Here is a 19,249-nt window from a genome sequence, read left to right on the forward strand (position 1 = left end):
TCAGATCGCACGGTAGTCGCGTACCGGGTATCGGGGGCCGAATCGTGGACGTGAGTATCCCATCGCCTGCAGGTATCGCACGGCCCGTTGCCGTTGCGGCGCGTACGGTGCCATTACCTCGGCCAGGCCCTCGTCGTCCAGCGCCCGCCCGACCAGTGCGTGTCCGACGACCGAGGGCACGTGGAAGTCACCGAAGCTCACCGCGTCGGCGTCTCCCCAGGCTCGTTGCGCGACCTCGGCCGCCGTCCACACGCCCACGCCGGGCACTTTCCGCAGCAGCGCGCGGCCGTGTTCGCCGCGCAGGGTCGCTGCCTCCTCCAGCCGGTGTGCGACACGCGCGGCAGCCACCAGGGTGGAACGCCGCCGCAGGTCGACCCCGGCCCGATGCCATTGCCAGTCCGAAACGGACACAAGCGCCGAGGGTGTGGGAGGCACCCGCAGTCCTTCGGGGACCGGGCCCGGGGCCGGTTCACCGAACCAGCTGCACAGTTCCCGCCACGACCGGTGCGCCTCGTGTCGGGTGACCTTCTGCTCCAGCACGGCGGGCACCAACGCGTCCCACACCCGGCCGGTGGACACGAGCCGCAGCGACGGCAGCCGTCTGCGCGCTCGGGCCACGACGTCGTGGTGGGCGACGAATCCACTGTCGTCGTCGGCGGCGCCCAACAGGTCGGGCAGTCCCTCCAGCAGGGCGCTCGCGCCGTCTCCCCAGGCCCGTGCCTCCACGGTGCCGTCACCGCACACGCGGAACACGAGCGTGCCCGCGCCGTCGGCGGTGTTGCCGGTCAGCCACGTCCGCCCGCCGTCGTCGTGGCGCAGACACGGGTCGCCCCGGCCGCGTCGCAGTGGCGAGAGCACACCCACCACGTCGAGCGGGTAGTCCGGCCGCCAACGGCGGGGCAGTTCAGGCATCGCTGGAGAACCGGATCGCCGATTCGGACAGTTCGACGTCCGGCCACACTCGCGCGCCGTCGAGCAGTTCGCAATCGGCTCCCACCGTGGCCCCGTCCCCGACGACGACTCCGCGTAGCACGGCGCCCTTACCGACCCGCGCGCCTTTGCCGAGTACCGAGCGCTCCACCACGGCTCCCTCGGCCACCGACGCGTCGTCGAACAGCACCGAGCCCCGCACTTGCACACTCGACGCCACGTGCGCGGCCGCACCGATCGTCGAGCCGTCGGTCACCACGGCGTCCTCAGCGATCGAGGCGCCGTCGAGGACGAGCCGCTCTCCGGTCGGGCCGGGCAACGCGGCTGTGGGAGCCACCCCGGTGACCAGGTCAGCCGAGCCGCGCACGAACGCCTCCGGCGTTCCGACGTCGAGCCAGTACGAGTCGTCGACGAATCCGTGTACGTGCCTGCCGCTTTCCAACAGGCCGGGGAACGTCTCCCGCTCCACGGACACGCGGCGACCCGCCGGGATCTCCTCGATCACCGAACGCCGGAACACGTAGCAGCCCGCGTTGATCTGGTCGGTGGGAGGGTTGGGTGTCTTCTCCAAAAACGCCGTCACCCGGCCGTTCGCGTCGGTGGGCACCGACCCGAACCGGGAGGGGTCGTCGACGCGCTGGAGGTGCAGGGTCACGTCGGCCGCCACTTCCCGGTGCGTGGCCACCAGGGACCCGAGGTCCGCGCCGGAGAGGATGTCGCCGTTGAACACCACCACGTCGTCGTTGCGCAGCCGCTCGGCCACGTTGCGAATGGCCCCGCCCGTGTCCAACGGTTCCGACTCTGCGACGTACTCGATGTCGAGCCCGAACGCGGAGCCGTCGCCGAAATACTCCTCGAAGACCTCCGCCCGGTACGACGTGCCGAGCACCACGTGCGTGATGCCCACGGAACGGATGCGGGAGAGCACATGCGACAGGAACGGAACACCGGCGGTGGGCAACATCGGCTTGGGCGCCGACAGCGTCAGCGGACGTAACCGCGTGCCCTTGCCCCCGACCAGGATCACGGCATCGACACCCGACACGGACGCCATTTCGCGCGGACCCCTCCCTCACTACATGATCGACGCCAGCACAAAGCACACCCAACCTTCGACGGCCGGGTGTCAGAGGGCCTACCCTAGACACCGAAGGCGGCGGCCCCGTGCAGAGAGGGCCATCGGTGAGGGTATGGGGGTACGAGGACATGGATCCCCGCGACCGCGCGGATGCCGTGCTCGCCCGCGCACAGGCGCGTAAAGGCGTTGTCACTCCGGACAACATGACGTCGCCGATGGATTCCGCGAGCACGCTCAAGATTCCGCGGACAGTGGTGCAGCGCATCGACACCGAGCCCGATCCCGACACGACGACGAAGCTTCCGGCCTCGATGATCGAGGCCAACGACACGGAGCGGCACGGTTCCCATCTCACCGAGGCGGCGCAGACCACGTCGTTGGACGAGTTGGACGAGGCCACCGAGGAGGCGACGGTCACGCAACCCGTGAAGGTCCAGCCGGACGGTTCGGCCGCGTCGACCTCGGGAGCCGAAGACGACGCTTCGGACACCGGCTCCGAGTCGGGTGGGCTCGTGCCCACCACGACCCAGCAGCAGCAGACGCAGTCGTACGTCGCCCGGCGTCTCGAAGGGCTGTGACGCGCGGCGACGTCCGGTGACGTCGGCGGGGCCCGAGTGGACCGTCGGGAACGCTCGGCGGTGTGTGAGGTGTCTGACTGCGTTCCCCACCGTGGGGTGCGGCGCAGGCTGCGGCTATCCCTTCCGCGTTTCGAGCTTCAACCTGACCGCCAGCCCGATCTTGATGGCCGCCAGTACCGGCTTCCACAGCAGTCCGGTGTGCCGGTCGGCGAGATAGCGGTACGCGCTGGCGTGGTGGGCGGCGAGCATCCGGGCCGATGCCTGCGACGTCGACTGCCCGCCGATGTGCATGACGCTCGCCGTCGGCGCGTAGACGTTGAACCAGCCCGCCCGGCTCAGCCGGTCGCCGAGATCGACGTCCTCGAAGTACATGAAGTAGCGGGTGTCGAAACCTCCGACGGCGTCGAACGCTTCCCGGCGCAGGAGCAGACACGAGCCGGACAGCCAGCCCGCGGTGCGCTCGGTGGGGGCGGCCGTCTCCTGCCGGTAGGAGCGGGTCCACGGATTACGTGGCCAGACCTTGCCCAGCACCGCGTGCCCGATGCCGCGGCCCAGCGACGGCAGCAACCGCGCCGACGGGTACACCGACCCGTCGGGTTCTCGGATCAGTGGGCCGAACGCGCCTCCTTTCGGCCAGCGCTGCGCGACCTCCAACAGGGCGTCGATCGAGCCGGTGTCCCACTCCAGGTCCGGGTTGGCGATGACGATCCAGCCGACGTCGTCGCCGAGCGAGGCGATACCGGCGTTGGCGCCGCCGCCGTAGCCGAGGTTGCCGCCCGTGGGGACGAATCGCACGTTGTCGCGTTCGGCCGCCGCCCGCTCCGGTACGCCGTCGACGGAACCGTTGTCGGCGAGTACCACCTGGACGTCCCGTTCGGTGGCCTTCTCCAGGGTGTCGAGGAAACGCTCCAGGGTCTCGCCCGGCGAGTACGTCACTGTCACCACGGCGACCGCATCGCCATAACTCTTCGGCTCCGTCACGCTGTCATTGTGCACCCGTGACACGGCGTGAGAATTCGGCAGGGCGGGCGACGGCCGTGGTCACGCCTTGGCGCGGCGGTGCTTGTACCAGGCCCGGTCGTAGGCCTCTCGGTGCTGGACGGCGCTGGTGGCCCACGAGAACTCCTTGGCCCTGCGCAGCGCGGCCTGGACCAGCTCGGCACGGCGAGTCGGGTCGTCGAGCAGTTCCCGAAGGGCCGCGGCGATGTCGCCCGCACCGACCCCGCAGTACGCCACCGCGTCCCCGCCGACCTCGGGCAGCGCGAGGCGACGCGTGGTCAGTACGCACGCGCCGGAGGCCATCGCCTCCAGTACCGGCAGTCCGAACCCCTCCCCGAAGCTGGGGTACGCCACGAGTTCCGCCCCGCCAAGGAATCCGGCGAGCGTGTCGTACGGCAGGTAGCCCGCGCGGATCACGCGCAGTCTCAAGGGAGCCGCGGCGAGGGCGCTCTCCACTTGGGAGTCCCATCCCGGCTGTCCGGCCAACACCAGCGCGGGCGGGTCCGGCCGGTCGGCCACCGCCAGCGAGTAGCCCCTGATCAACGCCGGCACGTTCTTGCGTGGTTCGAGCGCGCCGAGGAACGCGAGATACGGCATGCTGCCCAGTCCGATCACGTCGCGGGCCGCCTGTATCTCCTCCATCGTCGGCGGGTGGAATCGGCCGACGTCGACACCGTGCTGGATCACCCGCAGCTCCGCACCGCGCACGCGGGTGACCCGGCGCAACTCGTCGGCGGTGGCGAGGCTGGGCACCACGCACAGCGACGCGCGGCGCAGCGCCGTCACCGTCCACGCCCGGAAGAACCGGGCCTTCACCGAGGAGTGCAGCATCGCGTCGGTGAAGAACGTCGCGTCATGCAGGGTCACCACCGAGGCCGTGCGTCCGGCCAGAGGCATCGTGTAGTGCGGGGAGTGCACGACGTCGACGGCGAGCCTGCGCGCCAACCCGGGCAGGGTGGTCTGCTCCCACGTCAGCCGCGCGGTGCGGGTGGCCGCGGACTGGGCGGTGTGCACTACGCGCGCGTGCGGCGCCAGTTCGGAGTACAGTTGCGCGTCGCGGGCCTGGCACACCACGGTGAGGTGGGCACCTTCCTCGTCGAGTGCGGCGACGAGAGAATCGACGTACCGGCCTACACCTCCACGATCGGCCGGCACGGCCGTAGCGTCGATCAACACACGCGGTTCGGGCACCCGTGCAGCCTACGACCCCCCGTCACCTTGTTGGCCGGGATCCGACAAACCGTTGCTTCCGTTACTCGTGTGGCAGTCCCAGACGGCCTCGGCGGCCCGGTGCCACGAGAAGTCGCGGGCGCGGGCCCTACCCGCCGTGACGCGGCGAGCGGCGGCGTCGGGGTCGGTCAGCATCCTCCGCAGTCCCGCCGCGAGCGCCCGCGCATCCCCGCGCGGCACCACCTCGGCGGCGTCCGCCGACACCTCCACCAGCGCCGGATCGTCGGTGTGGACCACGGGAACGCCCGCCGCCATGGCCTCCAGCACCGGCAGTCCGAAACCCTCGGCCAAGCTCGGTACGGCCACCACGTCGGCGCGCCTCAACACGGTCGCCAGCTCACCGTCGGTGAGTCGGCCGAGCAGCCGCACCCGCCCGTCGGTCAGACCGTGCTCGGCGGCCAGGCGCAGCGGGTCCAGTCCTCCCCAACCCGGTTGCCCCACCAGCAACAATGGCACGTCAGTGGCCGTCTCGCCCGAGCGGACCAGCTCGGCGACGGCTTCGACGAGCACGTCGATGCCCTTACGCGGTTCCACCGTTCCCACGGCCAGCACGTAACGAGGGGGTAGCCCCGGTACGGGTACGGGTGCGCCGAGGTCGGTGGCCCCGTGCCCCGCCACACGGACGCGGGCACGCAGCGGGACCCGAGCGGCGAGGTCGCGGGCAACGGCCTCGGTGGGCGTCACCACCGCGTCCGCCCGGCGTGCCGCCCGCTCGATCATCCGCCGGTGCCAGCTCACGCCGCGGGGAGTGAGGGTGTCGGGATGCGTCCACGGCACGGTGTCGTGGACGGTCACCGAGAGCGTGCGTCCACGTGGGCTCCTCGGCGGGGCCAGCGGGGTGGGTGCGTGGACGGCGTCCCCGCCCGGCCACAGCGGTACCCCCACTTCCCAGGCCGCCACCAACGCCCTGGGCGGCAACGGCAGCCTCCGAGGCCCCTCGACGCCCTCCACGCGCGCCGCCTCCACATCGGGACGCCGGGCGACGACGCTGGACACCGTCCAGCCGGGCGGTGCGGTGGCGGCCAGTGCCCGCAGCAGCTGCGCGGTGTAGCGGCCCGTGCCACCCGGAACGGCAGCGAGCAACTGCTCGGCGACGACCACGAGTTCCGGCACGCGGCCATTCTGCCGATACCGCCCCGGCTATCCTGCCCCGGTGCCGACCGACGTTCCCACCACGGCATCTCACTCCGTCGCCACCACCGTCGTCGTGGTGACCTGGCGGGGCGTGGACCACATCGCCGACTGCCTCGACGGCCTCGCCGCGCAAGATCGTCCACACCGGACACTCGTGATCGACAACGCCTCAGACGACGGCACCGCGGCAGTGCTCGCACGCCATCCGAGCCGCCCGCGTGTGCTCCGGTTGCCCCGCAACACCGGCTACGCCGGTGGCGTCGCCGCCGCCCTGCCACACGTGGACACCCCGTTTCTGGCCTGGCTCAACGACGACGCCGTACCCGAACCCGGCTGGCTCGCCGCGCTGGAGGACACACTGCGCGCCGACGAACGGCTCGCCGCCGTCACCTCGCTGCTGCTGCGAAGCGACGGCACACCCCAGTCGTACGGTGTGCACCTGACGACCGACGGGCACGGCGCCGATCTCACCGAGCCCCGACCTCCATTCGGTTTCTGCGGTGGCGCGGTGCTGCTGCGCACCGCAGCTCTGCGCGAAGCAGGCGGTGTACCCGCCGAGTACTTCTGCTACTACGAGGACACCGACACCGCCTGGCGGCTGCGGCTGGCCGGTCACGACATCGCCATGGCCCGCGACGCCGTCGTCGTGCACCGACACGGCGCGAGCACCCGACCCGGTTCGGCCCGCTTCCACCGGTGGAACGAACGGAACCGGCTGCTGACCCTGTTGCGGTGCGCACCCGGTCCGGTCGCCGCGCGCGAGCTGGCCCGGTTCGCCGCTCTCACGGCGGTGCTGCCGCTACGCCGAAGGGGCTGGTTCCGCCACGGCGAGGCGGTGCCGACGGCCGCGAATTTCCGGGTGGCACTGCGCTGCCGGGTATTGGCCGAAGTCGCCGTCCGATCGCCCTCCACGTTGCGGCAGCGCGCGGCCGTGGGACGGCGCAGTGTGGCACGGCGAGCCGACATCTGGCGCCGCTGGGCCGGGCAGTAGTCTGGGCCCGGGCGGGAAGGAGCTCGGTGTTGGCCCAGGGGGAAACCGCGCAGCCGTTGGTCTCGGTCGTCGTCGTCAACTACCGCGGTGCCGACGACACCATCGCGTGCCTGCGCGCGCTCGGTGAACTCGACTATCCGCGGTTGGAAGTCATCTGCGTCGACAACGCCTCACCCGGCGACGACGCGGACCGCATCCGAGCCGCTGTGCCGTCGGCGACGCTGGTCCCGGCCGGAAGCAACCTCGGCTTCGCGGGCGGCTGCAATCTGGGTGCCCGCCACGCGAACGGCACGGTGCTGGCGTTCCTCAACAACGACGCCCGCCCGCACCCACGCTGGATCGACGCCGCGGTCGCGGCCCTGCGCGCGGATCCGACCATCGCCGCCGTCGCCAGCAAGGTCCTCGACCTCGACGGCGAGAAGGCCGATTTCGTCGACGGCGGGCTGACGTGGTTCGGTATGGGCTACAAACGCCACGCCGACACGCCGATCGCCGACCTGCCGGAAGCCGAGCACGGCACCGCCAAGGACGTCCTGTTCGCCACCGGCTCGGCCATGTTCGTGCGGGCGAGCGTGTTCGCCGAACTGGGCGGGTTCGACGACGACTTCTTCATGTTCTACGAGGACGTCGACCTCGGCTGGAGGCTCAACCTGCGGGGCTGGCGGGTGCGGTACGAGCCCGAGTCGATCGCCTACCACCGCCACCACGGCACGATGTCGGCGGTGGACGCTCCCGATAGCGGTCGAGAGACGTTCCTGCTGGAACGCAACGCCCTGTACGCGCTCTACAAGAACCTGTCCGACGAGACGTTGGCGAAGGTGCTGCCCGCCGCGCTGGCGTTGACCGTGCGGCGCGCCACCGCCCGCGGTGAGCTCGACCCCACGCAGCTCGACCTGGCATCCGGTGTCGGCCCGCCCGAGGTCACGCCCGTGCCGGTGTCCCGAGGTGCGCTGGCGGGAGTGCTGGCGATCGACGCCTTCGTGGAGCGCCTGCCCTCCCTGGTCGAGTCCCGGGCTAAGGAGCAGGCCGAACGGGTCCGCACCGACGCGGACCTGCTGCCGCTGCTGCGTAAGGCGCTGGAACCGGCGTACCCCCTGCCGCGCTACCTCGCCGCGCACGGCATCCTGGCCGAGGTCTTCGGCATCGAGGAGGCCTTCGGAAGCCGCCGCTCGATCTGCGTCATCACCGGTGACACGCTCACCAACCGGATGGCCGGACCCGCCATCCGCGCCTGGAACATCGCCGACGTACTGTCCCGCGAACACGACGTGCGGCTGGTGACCGTCAACCCGGTCGCCGACCCCCCGCCTGCGCCGTTCCCGGTGGTGGCGGCGAGCAGGCGCGAACTGGACGACCACGTCGCCTGGGCCGATATCGTGATCCTCCAGGGCCACATACTGGAGCTGGCCCCCTCGCTCAAGCACGAGTACGCGCACAAGATCGTTGTCTGCGACGTTTACGACCCCATGCACCTGGAACTGCTCGAACAGGGCCGCGACGCACCCGACGACGTACGCGAGGCCGATCTCGCCGATGTCACCCGGGTCCTCGACGCCCAGCTGGAGCGCGGTGACTTCTTCCTGTGCGCTTCGGAACGGCAGCGACACCTGTGGCTCGGCCACCTGACGGCGCTGGGCCGGTTGTCCCCCCGACTCTACGACGCCGACCCGACGACCCGGTCGCTGTTGGCCGTGGTGCCGTTCGGCCTGTCGCCCGAGCCTCCACGCCGCACCGGCCCAGGGCTGCGTGCCAACCTGGGGATCGCCGCCGACGATCGCGTGGTGTTGTGGGCCGGTGGTGTCTACAGCTGGTTCGACCCGCTCACACTCGTGCGCGCCATCGAACGGCTGAGCACCGAACGGTCCGACGTGCGGCTGGTGTTCCTCGGCATGAAGCACCCGAACCCCGAGGTCGGCGAGATGAACATCGCTGTGCGCACGCAACGCCTCGCCGACAAACTGGGGCTGACCGACAAGCACGTGTTCTTCAACGAACAATGGGTGCCCTACGACGAACGGCAGAACTGGCTGCTCGACGCCGACTGCGGCGTCACGACCCACTTCGAACACGTCGAGACCATGTTCGCCTTCCGCACGAGGGTGCTCGACTATCTGTGGGCCGGGCTGCCGATCGTCACCACCGACGGCGACGCGTTCGCCGACCTGATCCGCGACGAACGGCTCGGTGTGGTGGTGCCCGCGGAGGACCCGGCGGCACTGGCCGAGGCGCTGGAACGGTGCCTGTACGACACCGAGTTCGCGCAAGGCTGCCGCGAACGCATGGCCGCCGTGGCCGAGCGGTTCACGTGGCCGAACGTGCTGCGACCGCTGGTGGAGTTCTGCCGCGACCCGCGTCCGGCCGCCGACCGGCTCCCGGGTGGCGACCTGCTCGCGCCCGCTCCTCCGAAGAGCAAGGCCGAACTCGTGCGTCGCGACCTCGCGCTCGTGAAGTCCTATCTCGATGAGGGAGGCCCGTCCGAACTCGCCCGCCGGGTCAAGGGACGGGTCCTCAAACTCGCCCGCCGAGGGCTGCGCCGTGGCTAGGCGACAGCTTCGGGTACTGCTGGACGGCACGCCGCTACTGGGCCATCGCACGGGAATCGGCCGTTACACGGCCTCGCTGTCGGAGGAACTCGCCTCGCTGTCCGGAGTGGACACACGTGCCGTGGGATTCACGCTACGTGGTTGGCGTGGACTCCGTTCCGTGCTCCCACACGGTGTGCGGGCCAGGGGGATGCCCGTGGCCGCGAGGTTGCTGCGCGCTGCTTGGCTACGCTTCGATTTCCCACCGGTGGAGACGTTCGCGGGCCGCGCCGACGTCGTGCACGGCACGAATTTCGTGCTCCCGCCGACCCTGCGTGCCGCGCGTGTCCTGACCATCCACGATCTGGCGTTCCTCGACGCCCCGGAGGAGCTCGCGCCCAGCGACCGCGGCCTGCCCGAACTGGTGCGGCGCGGTGTCGCCGGGGCCGACGTGATCTGCACTCCGACAGCGGCGGTCGCCGACTCCGTCGCCGAACGACTCGACGTGGACCGCGACAAGATCGAGGTGACGCCGCTGGGTGTGGACGCGGGCTGGTTCACCGGGCGGCCTCCCGGAGAGGACCGCCGGCGCCGTCTCGGCCTGCCCGACAAGTACCTGCTGTTCGCGGGAGCGCCGGGGCCACGTAAGGGACTCGACTGGCTCCTTCGGGCTCACGAAGCCGACGAGACCCTGCCGCCTCTGGTGTTCGCGGGCCCCGGGGACTTCCCCGTCACCGCACGCACCAGACACATCGGCTATCTATCCGATGTGGACCTGCAGCGTGTGGTCGCCGGCGCGTCGGCCTTGGTGCTCCCGTCCCGCGACGAGGGTTTCGGCCTTCCCATCCTCGAAGCCATGGCGTGCGACGTGCCCGTGGTGTGCACCGACGTGCCGTCACTGCGGGAGGTCTCCGGCGGGCTGGCACGACTGGTCCCATACGGGGACGTGGAGGCGCTCACCGAAGCGCTCCGCCACGCCGTGGCCGAACCGTCCGCCGCCTCCACTTCCGCCACCCGCAGGGCACACGCCGCCAGTTTCACCTGGCGGCGGTGCGCCGAGACGACGTTGGCGGCCTACCGCCGCGCCGTGGAGTCCTGAGCCCGGATATCCGCGAAGAACGCCGTAAGCGCCTCCCGCCACGGCCTCAGCGGGGTCAACCCGGACTCGGCCCACGCCTCGTTGGACAGCACCGAATAGGCAGGGCGTGGCGCGGGGCGAGGGAACTCCCGCGTCGAACACGGGCGCACCCGTTCGGGGTCGGCGCCGAGTTCCTCGAACACGGCACGCGCCAGGCCGAACCACGTGGTCTCACCCGCATTCGTGCAGTGCAGCACCTTGCGCTGGGGAGCCCGGCCCGAGGTGATGCGGTCAGCCAGTTCCAGCAGCCCACGCGCGAGGTCGGCCGAGGACGTCGGAGTCCCCCGCTGATCATCCACAACGGACACTGTGTCGCGGCGGGCCTCCAGGTCCATCATGGTCCGCACGAAGTTGTTCCCACCGAAACCGTAGAGCCACGCCGTACGCACCACCCACGCCAACGCACCGGAACCGAGGACGGCGTCCTCTCCCGCGGCCTTGGTGCGGCCGTACGCACTGCGCGGCCCCAACGGGTCGTCGGGCCGGTAAGGGCGGCGGTCGGCGGCACCGTCGAACACGTAGTCGGTGGATACGTGCACCAACGGCACACCGCGTGAGGAACACACGGCTGCCAGCACTCGCGGCCCGTCGGCGTTCACCGCGAACGCCGCGGCCTCGTTCTCCTCCGCGGCGTCGACAGCCGCGTACGCGGCGGCGTTGATCACCACGGCTCGACGACCCGACTCCGCCGCCCCCGCAGCGAGGTCGGCCACCGCCTCCACCACAGCACCGGGTTCGGTGATGTTCAGCTCCGCCGATCCGGGCGCGACCACTTCGACACGATCACCGAGGGCGGCCGCCGCGGCGGACAGGTCCCGGCCGAGCTGTCCCTGTCCTCCCGGCACCAGTACCGCGAGCCCCGCGCTCTCCGTGTCGTCAGATCGACTCATCGCCACCCGCCTTGCCTTCGCACTTCGTCTCGGCCTCGGTCACCGGTACCCGGGACTTGCGAGGATTCACCGCGCGGTCAGGGCGGCGCGCTCCTTCAACGGCTCCCACCACTGCCGGTTCTCCGTGTACCAGCGCACAGTGTCTGCGAGACCGGTCTCGAAGTCCACCTCCGGGCGGTATCCGAGTTCCGTGCTGATCTTGGTGATGTCCACCGAGTAACGCCGGTCGTGCCCCTTGCGGTCCTCGACGTGTTCCACCATCTCCCAATCGGCACCCACAGCGGCGAGCAGCCGTTCGGTCAGTTCGCGGTTGGTCAGTTCGGTTCCGCCGCCGATGTTGTAGATCTCGCCCGGACGCCCGTGGTCGGCCACGAGCTGGACGCCGCGACAGTGATCGTCCACATGCAGCCAGTCCCGCACATTGAGGCCGTCGCCGTACAACGGGACCCGCTTGCCGTCGAGGAGATTGGTGATGAACAACGGAACGACCTTCTCCGGGAACTGGTACGGACCGTAGTTGTTCGAACACCGTGTGATGCACACCGGTAGCCCGTAGGTGCGGTGGAACGATCGCGCGAGCAGGTCGGAGGACGCCTTCGAAGCCGAATACGGCGAGTTCGGTTCCAACGGATGATCCTCGGGCCACGACCCCTCGTCGATGGAGCCGTACACCTCGTCGGTGGACACGTGGACGAACCTGCCGACCCCGGCGTCACACGCCGCCTGCAACAACGTCTGTGTCCCGACGACGTTGGTGAGCACGAAGTCGGCCGACCCGACGATCGAGCGGTCCACATGCGACTCGGCGGCGAAATGCACCACGAGATCCACACCCGTCATGACCTCACCGACCACGACGGGATCGCAGATGTCGCCCTGGACGAACCGAAGCCGGGGACTGTCCGCGACGGGAGCGAGATTGTCGCGGTTGCCCGCGTAGGTCAGTTTGTCGAGCACCACGACCTCGGCATCACGCAACGAGTCGTACCCGCCGGACAATGCCTGCCTCACGTAGTGCGAACCGATGAAACCCGCGCCGCCCGTGACCAGTACCCGCATCGTGTCCTCCCACAACCTCGCTTCGGGGGCAGTGTGCCACGCAGCCGAAAGCGAACCGAACGCAACGTCGAAGCAACGTTTTGGAACTCGTACACGTCTCCTCTCGCGAGACGTCAGTAACCTGACCGGGCGACACCACGACGGGGGAGGAGCAGTACGTGACCGACGGGGCACGGGAACCGCTCGATACGCCAGACACACAAGGCCGGTCGCGGCTCCGCACCATCGGCCTCATCAGCGGCAGAAGCATCATCTCCTTGCTGTCCGTCGTGGTGCTGGCGCTCACCGCCTACGGCTGGCAGATGATCGGGACCGCTCAGTCGAACCTCGCCACGACCAACGTGTTCGACGACAAGGAACCCGGCGCGGAACCACTGGACGGCGCCATCGACATCCTCCTCGTCGGCATGGACAGCCGCACCGACGCACAGGGCAACCCCCTGCCGCAGGAAGTGCTCGACATGCTCCACGCGGGCGAGGACGAGGACACCAAACAGACCGACACGATGATCCTGGTGCACATTCCCCAGGACGGCACCAGCGCCACCGCCATCTCCTTCCCCCGGGACTCCTGGGTGGAGCTCGCCGGCGGCTACGGGAACAACCGGCTCAACACCGCTTTCCGCTTCGCCTACAACGACACCCTCAACACCCTGCGGGCCCAGGGCGAGACCGATACCAAGGCGATGGAGGCGCAGGCCGAGGCCGAAGGCCGCAAGAACCTCATCGCCACCATCGAACAGCTCGTCGGCAGGCCCGGCATGATCGACCGGTATGCCGAGGTGAACCTGGCGAGCTTCTATGAGATCACCAAAGTCGTCGGCGGCATCGAGGTCTGTCTGAAAGAGCCCGCGAAGGAAGCCAAGTCCGGCATCGACCTTCCCGCCGGAAGGCAGACGATCGAAGGTGTGCAGGCACTGGCGTTCGTCCGTCAGCGCACCGGCCTTCCCCGCAGCGACCTGGACCGCATCAACCGCCAACAGGCGTTTCTGTCCGGCCTGGCCCGTAAGATGCTCTCCGGCGACATTCTGCTGAACCCGTCGCGCCTGTCCGAGGTCATCTCGGCCGTGCAGAAGTCCGTGATCGTCTCCGAGGACTGGGATCTGCTGGAGTTCGCCAACCAGATGCGCAGCCTCTCCGGCGGGCAGATCGAGTTCCACACGGTTCCCGTCGTGCAGGACATGATGATCGGCGGCGCGTCCGTACTACAGGTCGACCCCCAACAGATCGGCGAGTTCGTCGACGAACTGATCCCCGAGGAACGCGAGGGCGACCCGCGCATGGACACGGTGCCCGAGACGGTGCCGGGCGCGGAGAACTACACGGTGCACATCTACGACGCCACGGCAGGCGCCTCCTTGGGCGAGGACACGCGGGCACTGCTGTCGAGCCAGGGTTTTGGCGGCGAGAGCTATGCGCGGGCGGAACAGCAGAACTCCACGGCGATCTACCACGCCCCGGGTGAGCAGGCCGGTGCCGACGCGCTGCGCACAGCCCTGGGAGCCGACCTCGCCGCCGAAGCCGACCCACAATTGGCCCCCGGCACGCTCTCTCTGCACCTCGGAGAGGACTTCACGCTGCCCGCCATGCCCCGCGACATCGAAGAGCTGGGCGGAATGCAGCCACTCTCCGGAGGTGCCGGCCTCAAGGCACAACAGCAGCCCGGCCCCGGGGAAGGCGCGGGAGAAGCCGGGACAACCGAATCGGACGAGGAGTCGGCGGGCTCGGAAGAAGCCGAAGACGGGCCGATCACCGCAGGTGGAGTGCCGTGCGTCTACTAGGCTGACTCGCTGGTAACCGCACGCGGGGTGGGAGGGGAACCACCGTGGACGAGGGTGAGAAACGCCCTGGGGTCGAAGGCGAGGAAACCGAGGGATCCTCGCCCGGCCGTGACGAGTCGGAGTCCGGTTCCGGGGCCGAACCCGAGTCCACCACGGGGGCGAAGGAGGACTCCAACGCCGACGGTGGTGATCCCGGCTCCGACGACAGTACAGACGGAACCGACAGAACCGACAACGCAGACAGTGTCGACGAAGCCGACGGAGCGGAGGAAGAGCCCGACGAGGAACTCGACGGAAACCCCGACGAGCAATCCGGCACCGCCGGCGGGGAACCGGCCCGCGGACCGGGACGGAAAACCGCCAAAGCACTGGTACGTTCCGCAGTGGCGCTGCTGTCGGTGATCGCGCTCGGCGTCACCGGCTACGCCTACTCCGCGTTGGACGTCCTACAGGACAACGTCAACACCACCGACGCGTTGCAGCAGGACGACGAACCGGACGACGAGGACTCCACACCGCCCGAAGACGACGAGGACTCCACACCGCCCGAAGACGACGGAGCCACCGACATTCTGCTGGTGGGCACCGATTCGCGCACCGACATGGAAGGTAATCCCCTCCCCCCGCACGTGCTCGAACAGCTGCGCACCGAGAACAAGCCCGGCGTGAGCACCGACACCCTGATCCTGCTGCGCATCCCGCACGACGGGTCCTCCCCGACCGGGATCTCGATTCCGCGCGACACCTGGGTCTCGATCTCCGACGACGAGCACGCCAAGATCAACTCGGTGTACGGCACCGCGAAGTACCAGGCCACCGACGAGCTCCGGCGCGAAGGCGTCACCGATCACTCCGAAGTGGAACGCGAATCCGACCAGGCCGGCCGCGCGGCACTGGTGCGCACGGTGCAGAGATTCACCCAGGTCCGTATCGATCACTACGCCGAGGTGAACCTCCTCGGCTTCTACTTGCTCACCGAGGCACTCGACGGCGTGGAAGTGTGCCTCAACCACCCCACGTTCGATCCCGACTCCGGCGCCAACTTCGCCGCCGGGCGACAGACCGTCTCCGGTGGGGAGGCGCTGTCGTTCGTGCGGCAACGCAACAACCTGCCGCGCGGTGATCTCGACAGGATCCAGCGACAGCAGGCGTTCCTGGCGTCCGCGCTCAACAAGGTGCTCTCGGCGGGCACCCTCACCGACATCGACAAGCTGGAGAAACTGGCCGACACTCTGCGACGCTCGCTGGTGCTGGACGCCGATCTGGACCTGCTGAAATTCGCCGGGCAGACCCGCGGCATCGCGTCGGGGGATTTCTCGTTCGTCACCATTCCCGTCGTCGACATCGCCGCGTGGAGTCCGGACGGGGAACAGAGCATCGTGCAGGTCGACGTGGAGAAAGTGCGGGAGTTCATCGCCGACGCCGTGGCGGACGGTGAGGAGGCAAGCCAAGACGGCGAGCGGACCTCCGGGGGCGGGTCGACGCCGCAGAGCGACGGCGGAGAAATCACCTCCGACGGCGTGACATGCGTGAACTGATACCGAATGCGCGTGCGGGCCGCTACCCCACCTGCGGACACGACGACGCAGGCTGCGGACACGGCTACGCAACTTGCGGACACGGTGCGGCCCTGTTCGGCGTGGGGCGTTAGCTTGGTCGCATGAGCCTCACCGAGCACTTGTTGCGGCCACTGCTGTCGTCCTCGGCGGCCCGGCCCGTGATCACCCACTACGACGACGCCGAGGGCAGCCGGATCGAGCTCTCGGTGGCCACTCTGGCCAACTGGGCGGCCAAGACCGCCAACTGGCTCGTGGAGGAGTTCGACATCGAACCGGGGGACGAGGTCGCCGTCGACCTGCCCGCCCACTGGCAGACGATGGGTGTGCTGTTCGGCGCCTGGTGGTGCGGCGCGCACGTCGTGCAGGACCCTGCCGAGGCGGCCGTCGCCTTCGTCGGTCCGGACGTCGACGGCAGTGCGGCCGAGTCGACCGCGGTCGTCGCCCTCGACCCGCTCGGCCGCGGACTCACCACGGCCCCGGCCGAAGGCGCGTTCGACTACCTGTCGGAAGCCCGGACGTGCGGTGACGACTTTTCACCCCTGCTACCCATCGACGGAGACACCCCGGCGTTGCTCGGCACCACCGTGGACGAGTTGGCCGCCCGCGCCCGCGAACGCGCGACGGCGCTGGGTATCGGCGAAGGCGACCGGGTGCTGTCCACTCGTGCGTGGACACTGCCCGACGGGGCGCTGGACGCGGTGTTGGCACCGGTGGCGGCGGGTGCGCACCTGGTGCAGGTGACCAACGCCGACCCCGACAAGGTCACCGAACACCGCGACGCCGAACGCACCACCGTCGACCTGGGCTGAGTCGGGTTGGGCTGAGTCGCCCCGGACGGCGATCCGAACGGGGCTCCGGCTGCTCCGGCGGCTCCGGCGGGTCTCGGTGGTCCCGGCATAGGACCTACCGCGGGGGTTGTGCGCACGGACCGAGGTTCGTGAGGCTGGTTTGTGCGGGCCGACCAACGGTTTACTCCACCCGGTCCGCGTTCCTTGTTCGGCGGATGACGGCTTCGTACCGTCGAGTGATGGCGAACACAGCGAGGCCGTATCCTCCCGGACTTCCGAGGTCGTTGACCTATCCCAACGTGCCCGTGGGCTCACTGCTGGCGGGTGCGGCGTCCCGCTACCGTGATCGGATCGCGTTCCGGCACGCGGACGAGGAACTGAGCTTCTCGCGACTGTGGTCCGCGGCGTGCCGGTTCGGCAACGCTCTGCGCGAACGAGGTGTCGGCCCCGGTGACACCGTGGCCCTACACCTGCCGAACTGCCTGGCTTTTCCGATCGCCTACTACGGCACCCTGCTGGCGGGGGCGACGTTCAGCCCGACCAACCCGCTACTGCCCCGGAAGGCACTCGCCGACCAGCTCGCCGGCTCCCACGCACGGGTCGTGGTCACTCACGGCGGGGTGGCCGACGCGCTGTCGGGAATGGACATCGAACTGGTCCTCACCTATCGCCCTCGGGACGCGCGGGCACTGGACTTCGACACGTTCGTCGCCGCGGCGCCCGAGACCCGGCCCGACGTGCGAATCGACCCCGCGCACGACCTCGCGCACCTCGGTTACACCGGCGGCACGACGGGCCGGTCGAAGGGAGTGCGGCTGACCCACCGCAACGTGGTCGTCAACGCACTGCAGTACGTGTGCTGGGGTTCCGGTGCCGTTCCCGCTCTCGACGACGCGGGCGAGGCCACCGTCGTGCAGATCGGCGACGAGGCCGAATGGACCACGCCACTGGGCACGGGCGAGAGCATCAACCTCACCCCGTGGTTCCACGCGATGGGTATCGGCGGGCTCAACATCGGCGTGCTCAGCGGCTCGACCGTCACGATCCACGACCGGTTCGACCCACACGCCTACGTCGCCGACGCCGAGCGACTCCGGGTGACGTCGATGAACGGTGCGCCCGCTCTGTACGCCGCGCTGTTGGCCTTCCCGCGGTTCCACACGGCAGACCTGTCGTCGGTGCGGGGCATCACCTCGGGTGCGGCGCCCATGCCACGCGCGATGGGCGAGGCGTTGCTCGCCCGTTTCCCCGACGCGGTGATCACCGAAGGCTACGGCCTCACCGAGGTGACGATGGGTGCCACGATCGCGCCGAGCTGGCGTTCCGGCGTGCGCAAGGTGGGCACTGTGGGGGTGCCGATCTTCGACACCGAGGTCAAGATCGTGTCCGTGGACGGCGGTGAGGAACTGCCACCGAACACGCCCGGCGAGGTGTGCCTGCGCGGCCCGCAGGTGATGCGGGGCTACCACAACCGGCCGGAGGAGACCGAGGCCGTGCTCGACGACGGATGGCTGCGTACCGGCGACATCGGGGTCCTCGACGACGACGGCTACCTGTCGATCGTGGACCGGGCCAAGGACATGCTGCTCTACAAGGGCTACAACGTGTATCCACGTGAGTTGGAGGAACTGCTGGTGGCCCTGCCCGAGGTGGCGGCGGCAGCCGTGGTGGGCCGTCCCGATCCGAACGTCGGCGAGTTGCCCGTCGCGTTCGTGGTGCGCGCACCGGGGCGGGACGAGGTCACCGCCGAGGCCATCATGAAAGCCGTCAACGAACAGATGCTGCCCTACAAACGAGTGCGGGAGGTCCGTTTCGTCGACGCGATCCCCACGTCCGCGGCCGGAAAGGTCCTCAAACGACGACTGCGCGAGCAGCTCACCTGAAAGCGACGCCTATTCGTCGATCCGCGCGCGCAGGGCGGCGTCCTTGTCGAGTACCAGCTGTTCGAGGTCGTCCTGGAAACGTTCCATCCGCCCCCGCAACGCCGTGTCGGAGGCGGCGAGCATCCGCACTGCCAGCAGGCCCGCGTTACGTGCCCCGCCCACCGAGACGGTGGCGACGGGCACGCCCGCGGGCATCTGCACGATCGACAGCAACGAGTCGAGGCCGTCGAGGTGCTTCAGCGGAACGGGCACGCCGATCACCGGCAACGGTGTCGCCGCGGCGACCATGCCCGGCAGGTGCGCGGCCCCTCCCGCACCCGCGATGATCACCCGCAGGCCACGTTCGGCCGCAGAACTGGCGTAGTCGAGCATGCGCTGCGGTGTGCGGTGCGCCGAGTAGACGCCTACCTCGTACGGGACTCCGAACTCGTCGAGGGCCCCGCCGGCGGCCTTCATCACCGGCCAATCCGAGTCGCTGCCCATGATGATGCCGACGCAAGCCCTAGCCACGTACTGCTCCTTCTCCCACGAAGAACGATCGATTGGTGAACGACGTTGCGTTTGCTCAGTGAGCGCTGTAGCCGTCGAGCCACTCGGCGTGGGACAGCCAGTGAGCCGCCAGCTTCGCGCGTTGTCTGGTCTCGCCGATCGGGCCGAGCACGTTGACGTGGCCGAGCTTGCGTCCCGGC

At 69.6% G+C, this 19,249-nt stretch carries 16 protein-coding genes and 1 pseudogene; 8 read left to right on the forward strand and 9 right to left on the reverse strand.

What is annotated here, in order from left to right; all coding sequences use genetic code 11:
- The gene (locus M7H19_RS17755) at nucleotides 1-912 is read right to left on the reverse strand and encodes a DNA-3-methyladenine glycosylase 2 family protein (protein ID WP_298183001.1); all 912 of its coding nucleotides are present in this window, start codon (nucleotides 910-912) and stop codon (nucleotides 1-3) included.
- Nucleotides 905-1,984, reverse strand: a complete 1,080-nt coding sequence (locus M7H19_RS17760) for an NDP-sugar synthase (protein WP_298183004.1) — start codon at nucleotides 1,982-1,984, stop codon at nucleotides 905-907. The genes M7H19_RS17755 and M7H19_RS17760 overlap by 8 nt, the downstream gene beginning before the upstream one ends.
- Before the next feature lie 152 nt (nucleotides 1,985-2,136).
- On the opposite strand from M7H19_RS17760, the gene M7H19_RS17765 reads away from it, so the two are divergent.
- Nucleotides 2,137-2,586 carry a hypothetical protein gene (locus M7H19_RS17765; RefSeq protein WP_298183048.1) on the forward strand — a complete coding sequence of 150 codons (450 nt, stop codon included), beginning with the start codon at nucleotides 2,137-2,139 and terminating at the stop codon, nucleotides 2,584-2,586.
- 114 nt (nucleotides 2,587-2,700) lie between these two features.
- On the opposite strand, the gene M7H19_RS17770 is transcribed toward M7H19_RS17765, so the two are convergent.
- The 3 genes from M7H19_RS17770 to M7H19_RS17780 are packed head-to-tail and all read right to left on the reverse strand — an operon-like array spanning nucleotide 2,701 to nucleotide 5,928.
- Nucleotides 2,701-3,567: a glycosyltransferase family 2 protein gene (locus M7H19_RS17770; protein ID WP_298183007.1), complete on the reverse strand. Its 867-nt coding sequence runs from the start codon at nucleotides 3,565-3,567 to the stop codon at nucleotides 2,701-2,703.
- A 60-nt stretch (nucleotides 3,568-3,627) separates the two neighbouring features.
- Entirely contained in the window at nucleotides 3,628-4,776 is a 1,149-nt protein-coding gene (locus M7H19_RS17775) for a glycosyltransferase family 1 protein (protein WP_298183010.1), read from the reverse strand.
- A 9-nt stretch (nucleotides 4,777-4,785) separates the two neighbouring features.
- Nucleotides 4,786-5,928 carry a glycosyltransferase family 1 protein gene (locus tag M7H19_RS17780; protein WP_298183014.1) on the reverse strand — a complete coding sequence of 381 codons (1,143 nt, stop codon included), beginning with the start codon at nucleotides 5,926-5,928 and terminating at the stop codon, nucleotides 4,786-4,788.
- Between the two features lie 40 nt (nucleotides 5,929-5,968).
- On the opposite strand from M7H19_RS17780, the gene M7H19_RS17785 reads away from it, so the two are divergent.
- From M7H19_RS17785 to M7H19_RS17795, 3 genes are read left to right on the forward strand one after another with little or no spacing between them, the layout of a single operon-like run.
- A complete protein-coding gene (locus M7H19_RS17785) occupies nucleotides 5,969-6,940 on the forward strand; it encodes a glycosyltransferase family 2 protein (protein ID WP_298183017.1) in 972 nt (323 codons plus the stop codon).
- A 29-nt stretch (nucleotides 6,941-6,969) separates the two neighbouring features.
- Complete coding sequence (locus tag M7H19_RS17790) at nucleotides 6,970-9,483, forward strand: glycosyltransferase (protein ID WP_298183019.1); 2,514 nt, start codon at nucleotides 6,970-6,972, stop codon at nucleotides 9,481-9,483.
- Nucleotides 9,476-10,561: a glycosyltransferase family 1 protein gene (locus tag M7H19_RS17795; protein WP_298183024.1), complete on the forward strand. Its 1,086-nt coding sequence runs from the start codon at nucleotides 9,476-9,478 to the stop codon at nucleotides 10,559-10,561. The genes M7H19_RS17790 and M7H19_RS17795 overlap by 8 nt, the downstream gene beginning before the upstream one ends.
- Here M7H19_RS17795 and rfbD read toward each other — a convergent pair.
- Both rfbD and rfbB read right to left on the reverse strand, forming a co-directional pair.
- Nucleotides 10,537-11,490: a dTDP-4-dehydrorhamnose reductase gene (rfbD, locus tag M7H19_RS17800; protein WP_298183028.1), complete on the reverse strand. Its 954-nt coding sequence runs from the start codon at nucleotides 11,488-11,490 to the stop codon at nucleotides 10,537-10,539. The two genes, M7H19_RS17795 and rfbD, sit on opposite strands and share 25 nt — an antisense overlap.
- A 66-nt stretch (nucleotides 11,491-11,556) precedes the next feature.
- Nucleotides 11,557-12,549: a dTDP-glucose 4,6-dehydratase gene (gene rfbB / locus M7H19_RS17805; protein WP_298183030.1), complete on the reverse strand. Its 993-nt coding sequence runs from the start codon at nucleotides 12,547-12,549 to the stop codon at nucleotides 11,557-11,559.
- 158 nt (nucleotides 12,550-12,707) lie between these two features.
- Here rfbB and M7H19_RS17810 point away from each other — a divergent pair, with 158 nt between their 5' ends.
- The 4 genes from M7H19_RS17810 to M7H19_RS17825 all read left to right on the forward strand — a co-directional run bounded on the left by M7H19_RS17810 (nucleotide 12,708) and on the right by M7H19_RS17825 (nucleotide 18,560).
- Nucleotides 12,708-14,330, forward strand: a complete 1,623-nt coding sequence (locus M7H19_RS17810) for an LCP family protein (protein ID WP_298183033.1) — start codon at nucleotides 12,708-12,710, stop codon at nucleotides 14,328-14,330.
- 44 nt (nucleotides 14,331-14,374) lie between these two features.
- Nucleotides 14,375-15,868 (forward strand): LCP family protein, encoded by a 1,494-nt coding sequence (locus tag M7H19_RS17815; RefSeq protein WP_298183036.1) that lies wholly within the window; start codon nucleotides 14,375-14,377, stop codon nucleotides 15,866-15,868.
- Between the two features lie 122 nt (nucleotides 15,869-15,990).
- Entirely contained in the window at nucleotides 15,991-16,698 is a 708-nt protein-coding gene (locus M7H19_RS17820; RefSeq protein ID WP_298183039.1) for a TIGR03089 family protein, read from the forward strand.
- 218 nt (nucleotides 16,699-16,916) lie between these two features.
- Entirely contained in the window at nucleotides 16,917-18,560 is a 1,644-nt protein-coding gene (locus M7H19_RS17825) for an AMP-binding protein (protein WP_298183042.1), read from the forward strand.
- A 9-nt stretch (nucleotides 18,561-18,569) separates the two neighbouring features.
- On the opposite strand, the gene purE is transcribed toward M7H19_RS17825, so the two are convergent.
- Complete coding sequence (gene purE, locus M7H19_RS17830) at nucleotides 18,570-19,070, reverse strand: 5-(carboxyamino)imidazole ribonucleotide mutase (RefSeq protein WP_298183045.1); 501 nt, start codon at nucleotides 19,068-19,070, stop codon at nucleotides 18,570-18,572.
- Between the two features lie 55 nt (nucleotides 19,071-19,125).
- Nucleotides 19,126-19,249: pseudogene (locus tag M7H19_RS17835) on the reverse strand (5-(carboxyamino)imidazole ribonucleotide synthase); the annotation flags it as partial.

This window comes from Saccharomonospora sp. (genome assembly GCF_027317685.1).
GTDB lineage: Bacteria > Actinomycetota > Actinomycetes > Mycobacteriales > Pseudonocardiaceae > Saccharomonospora.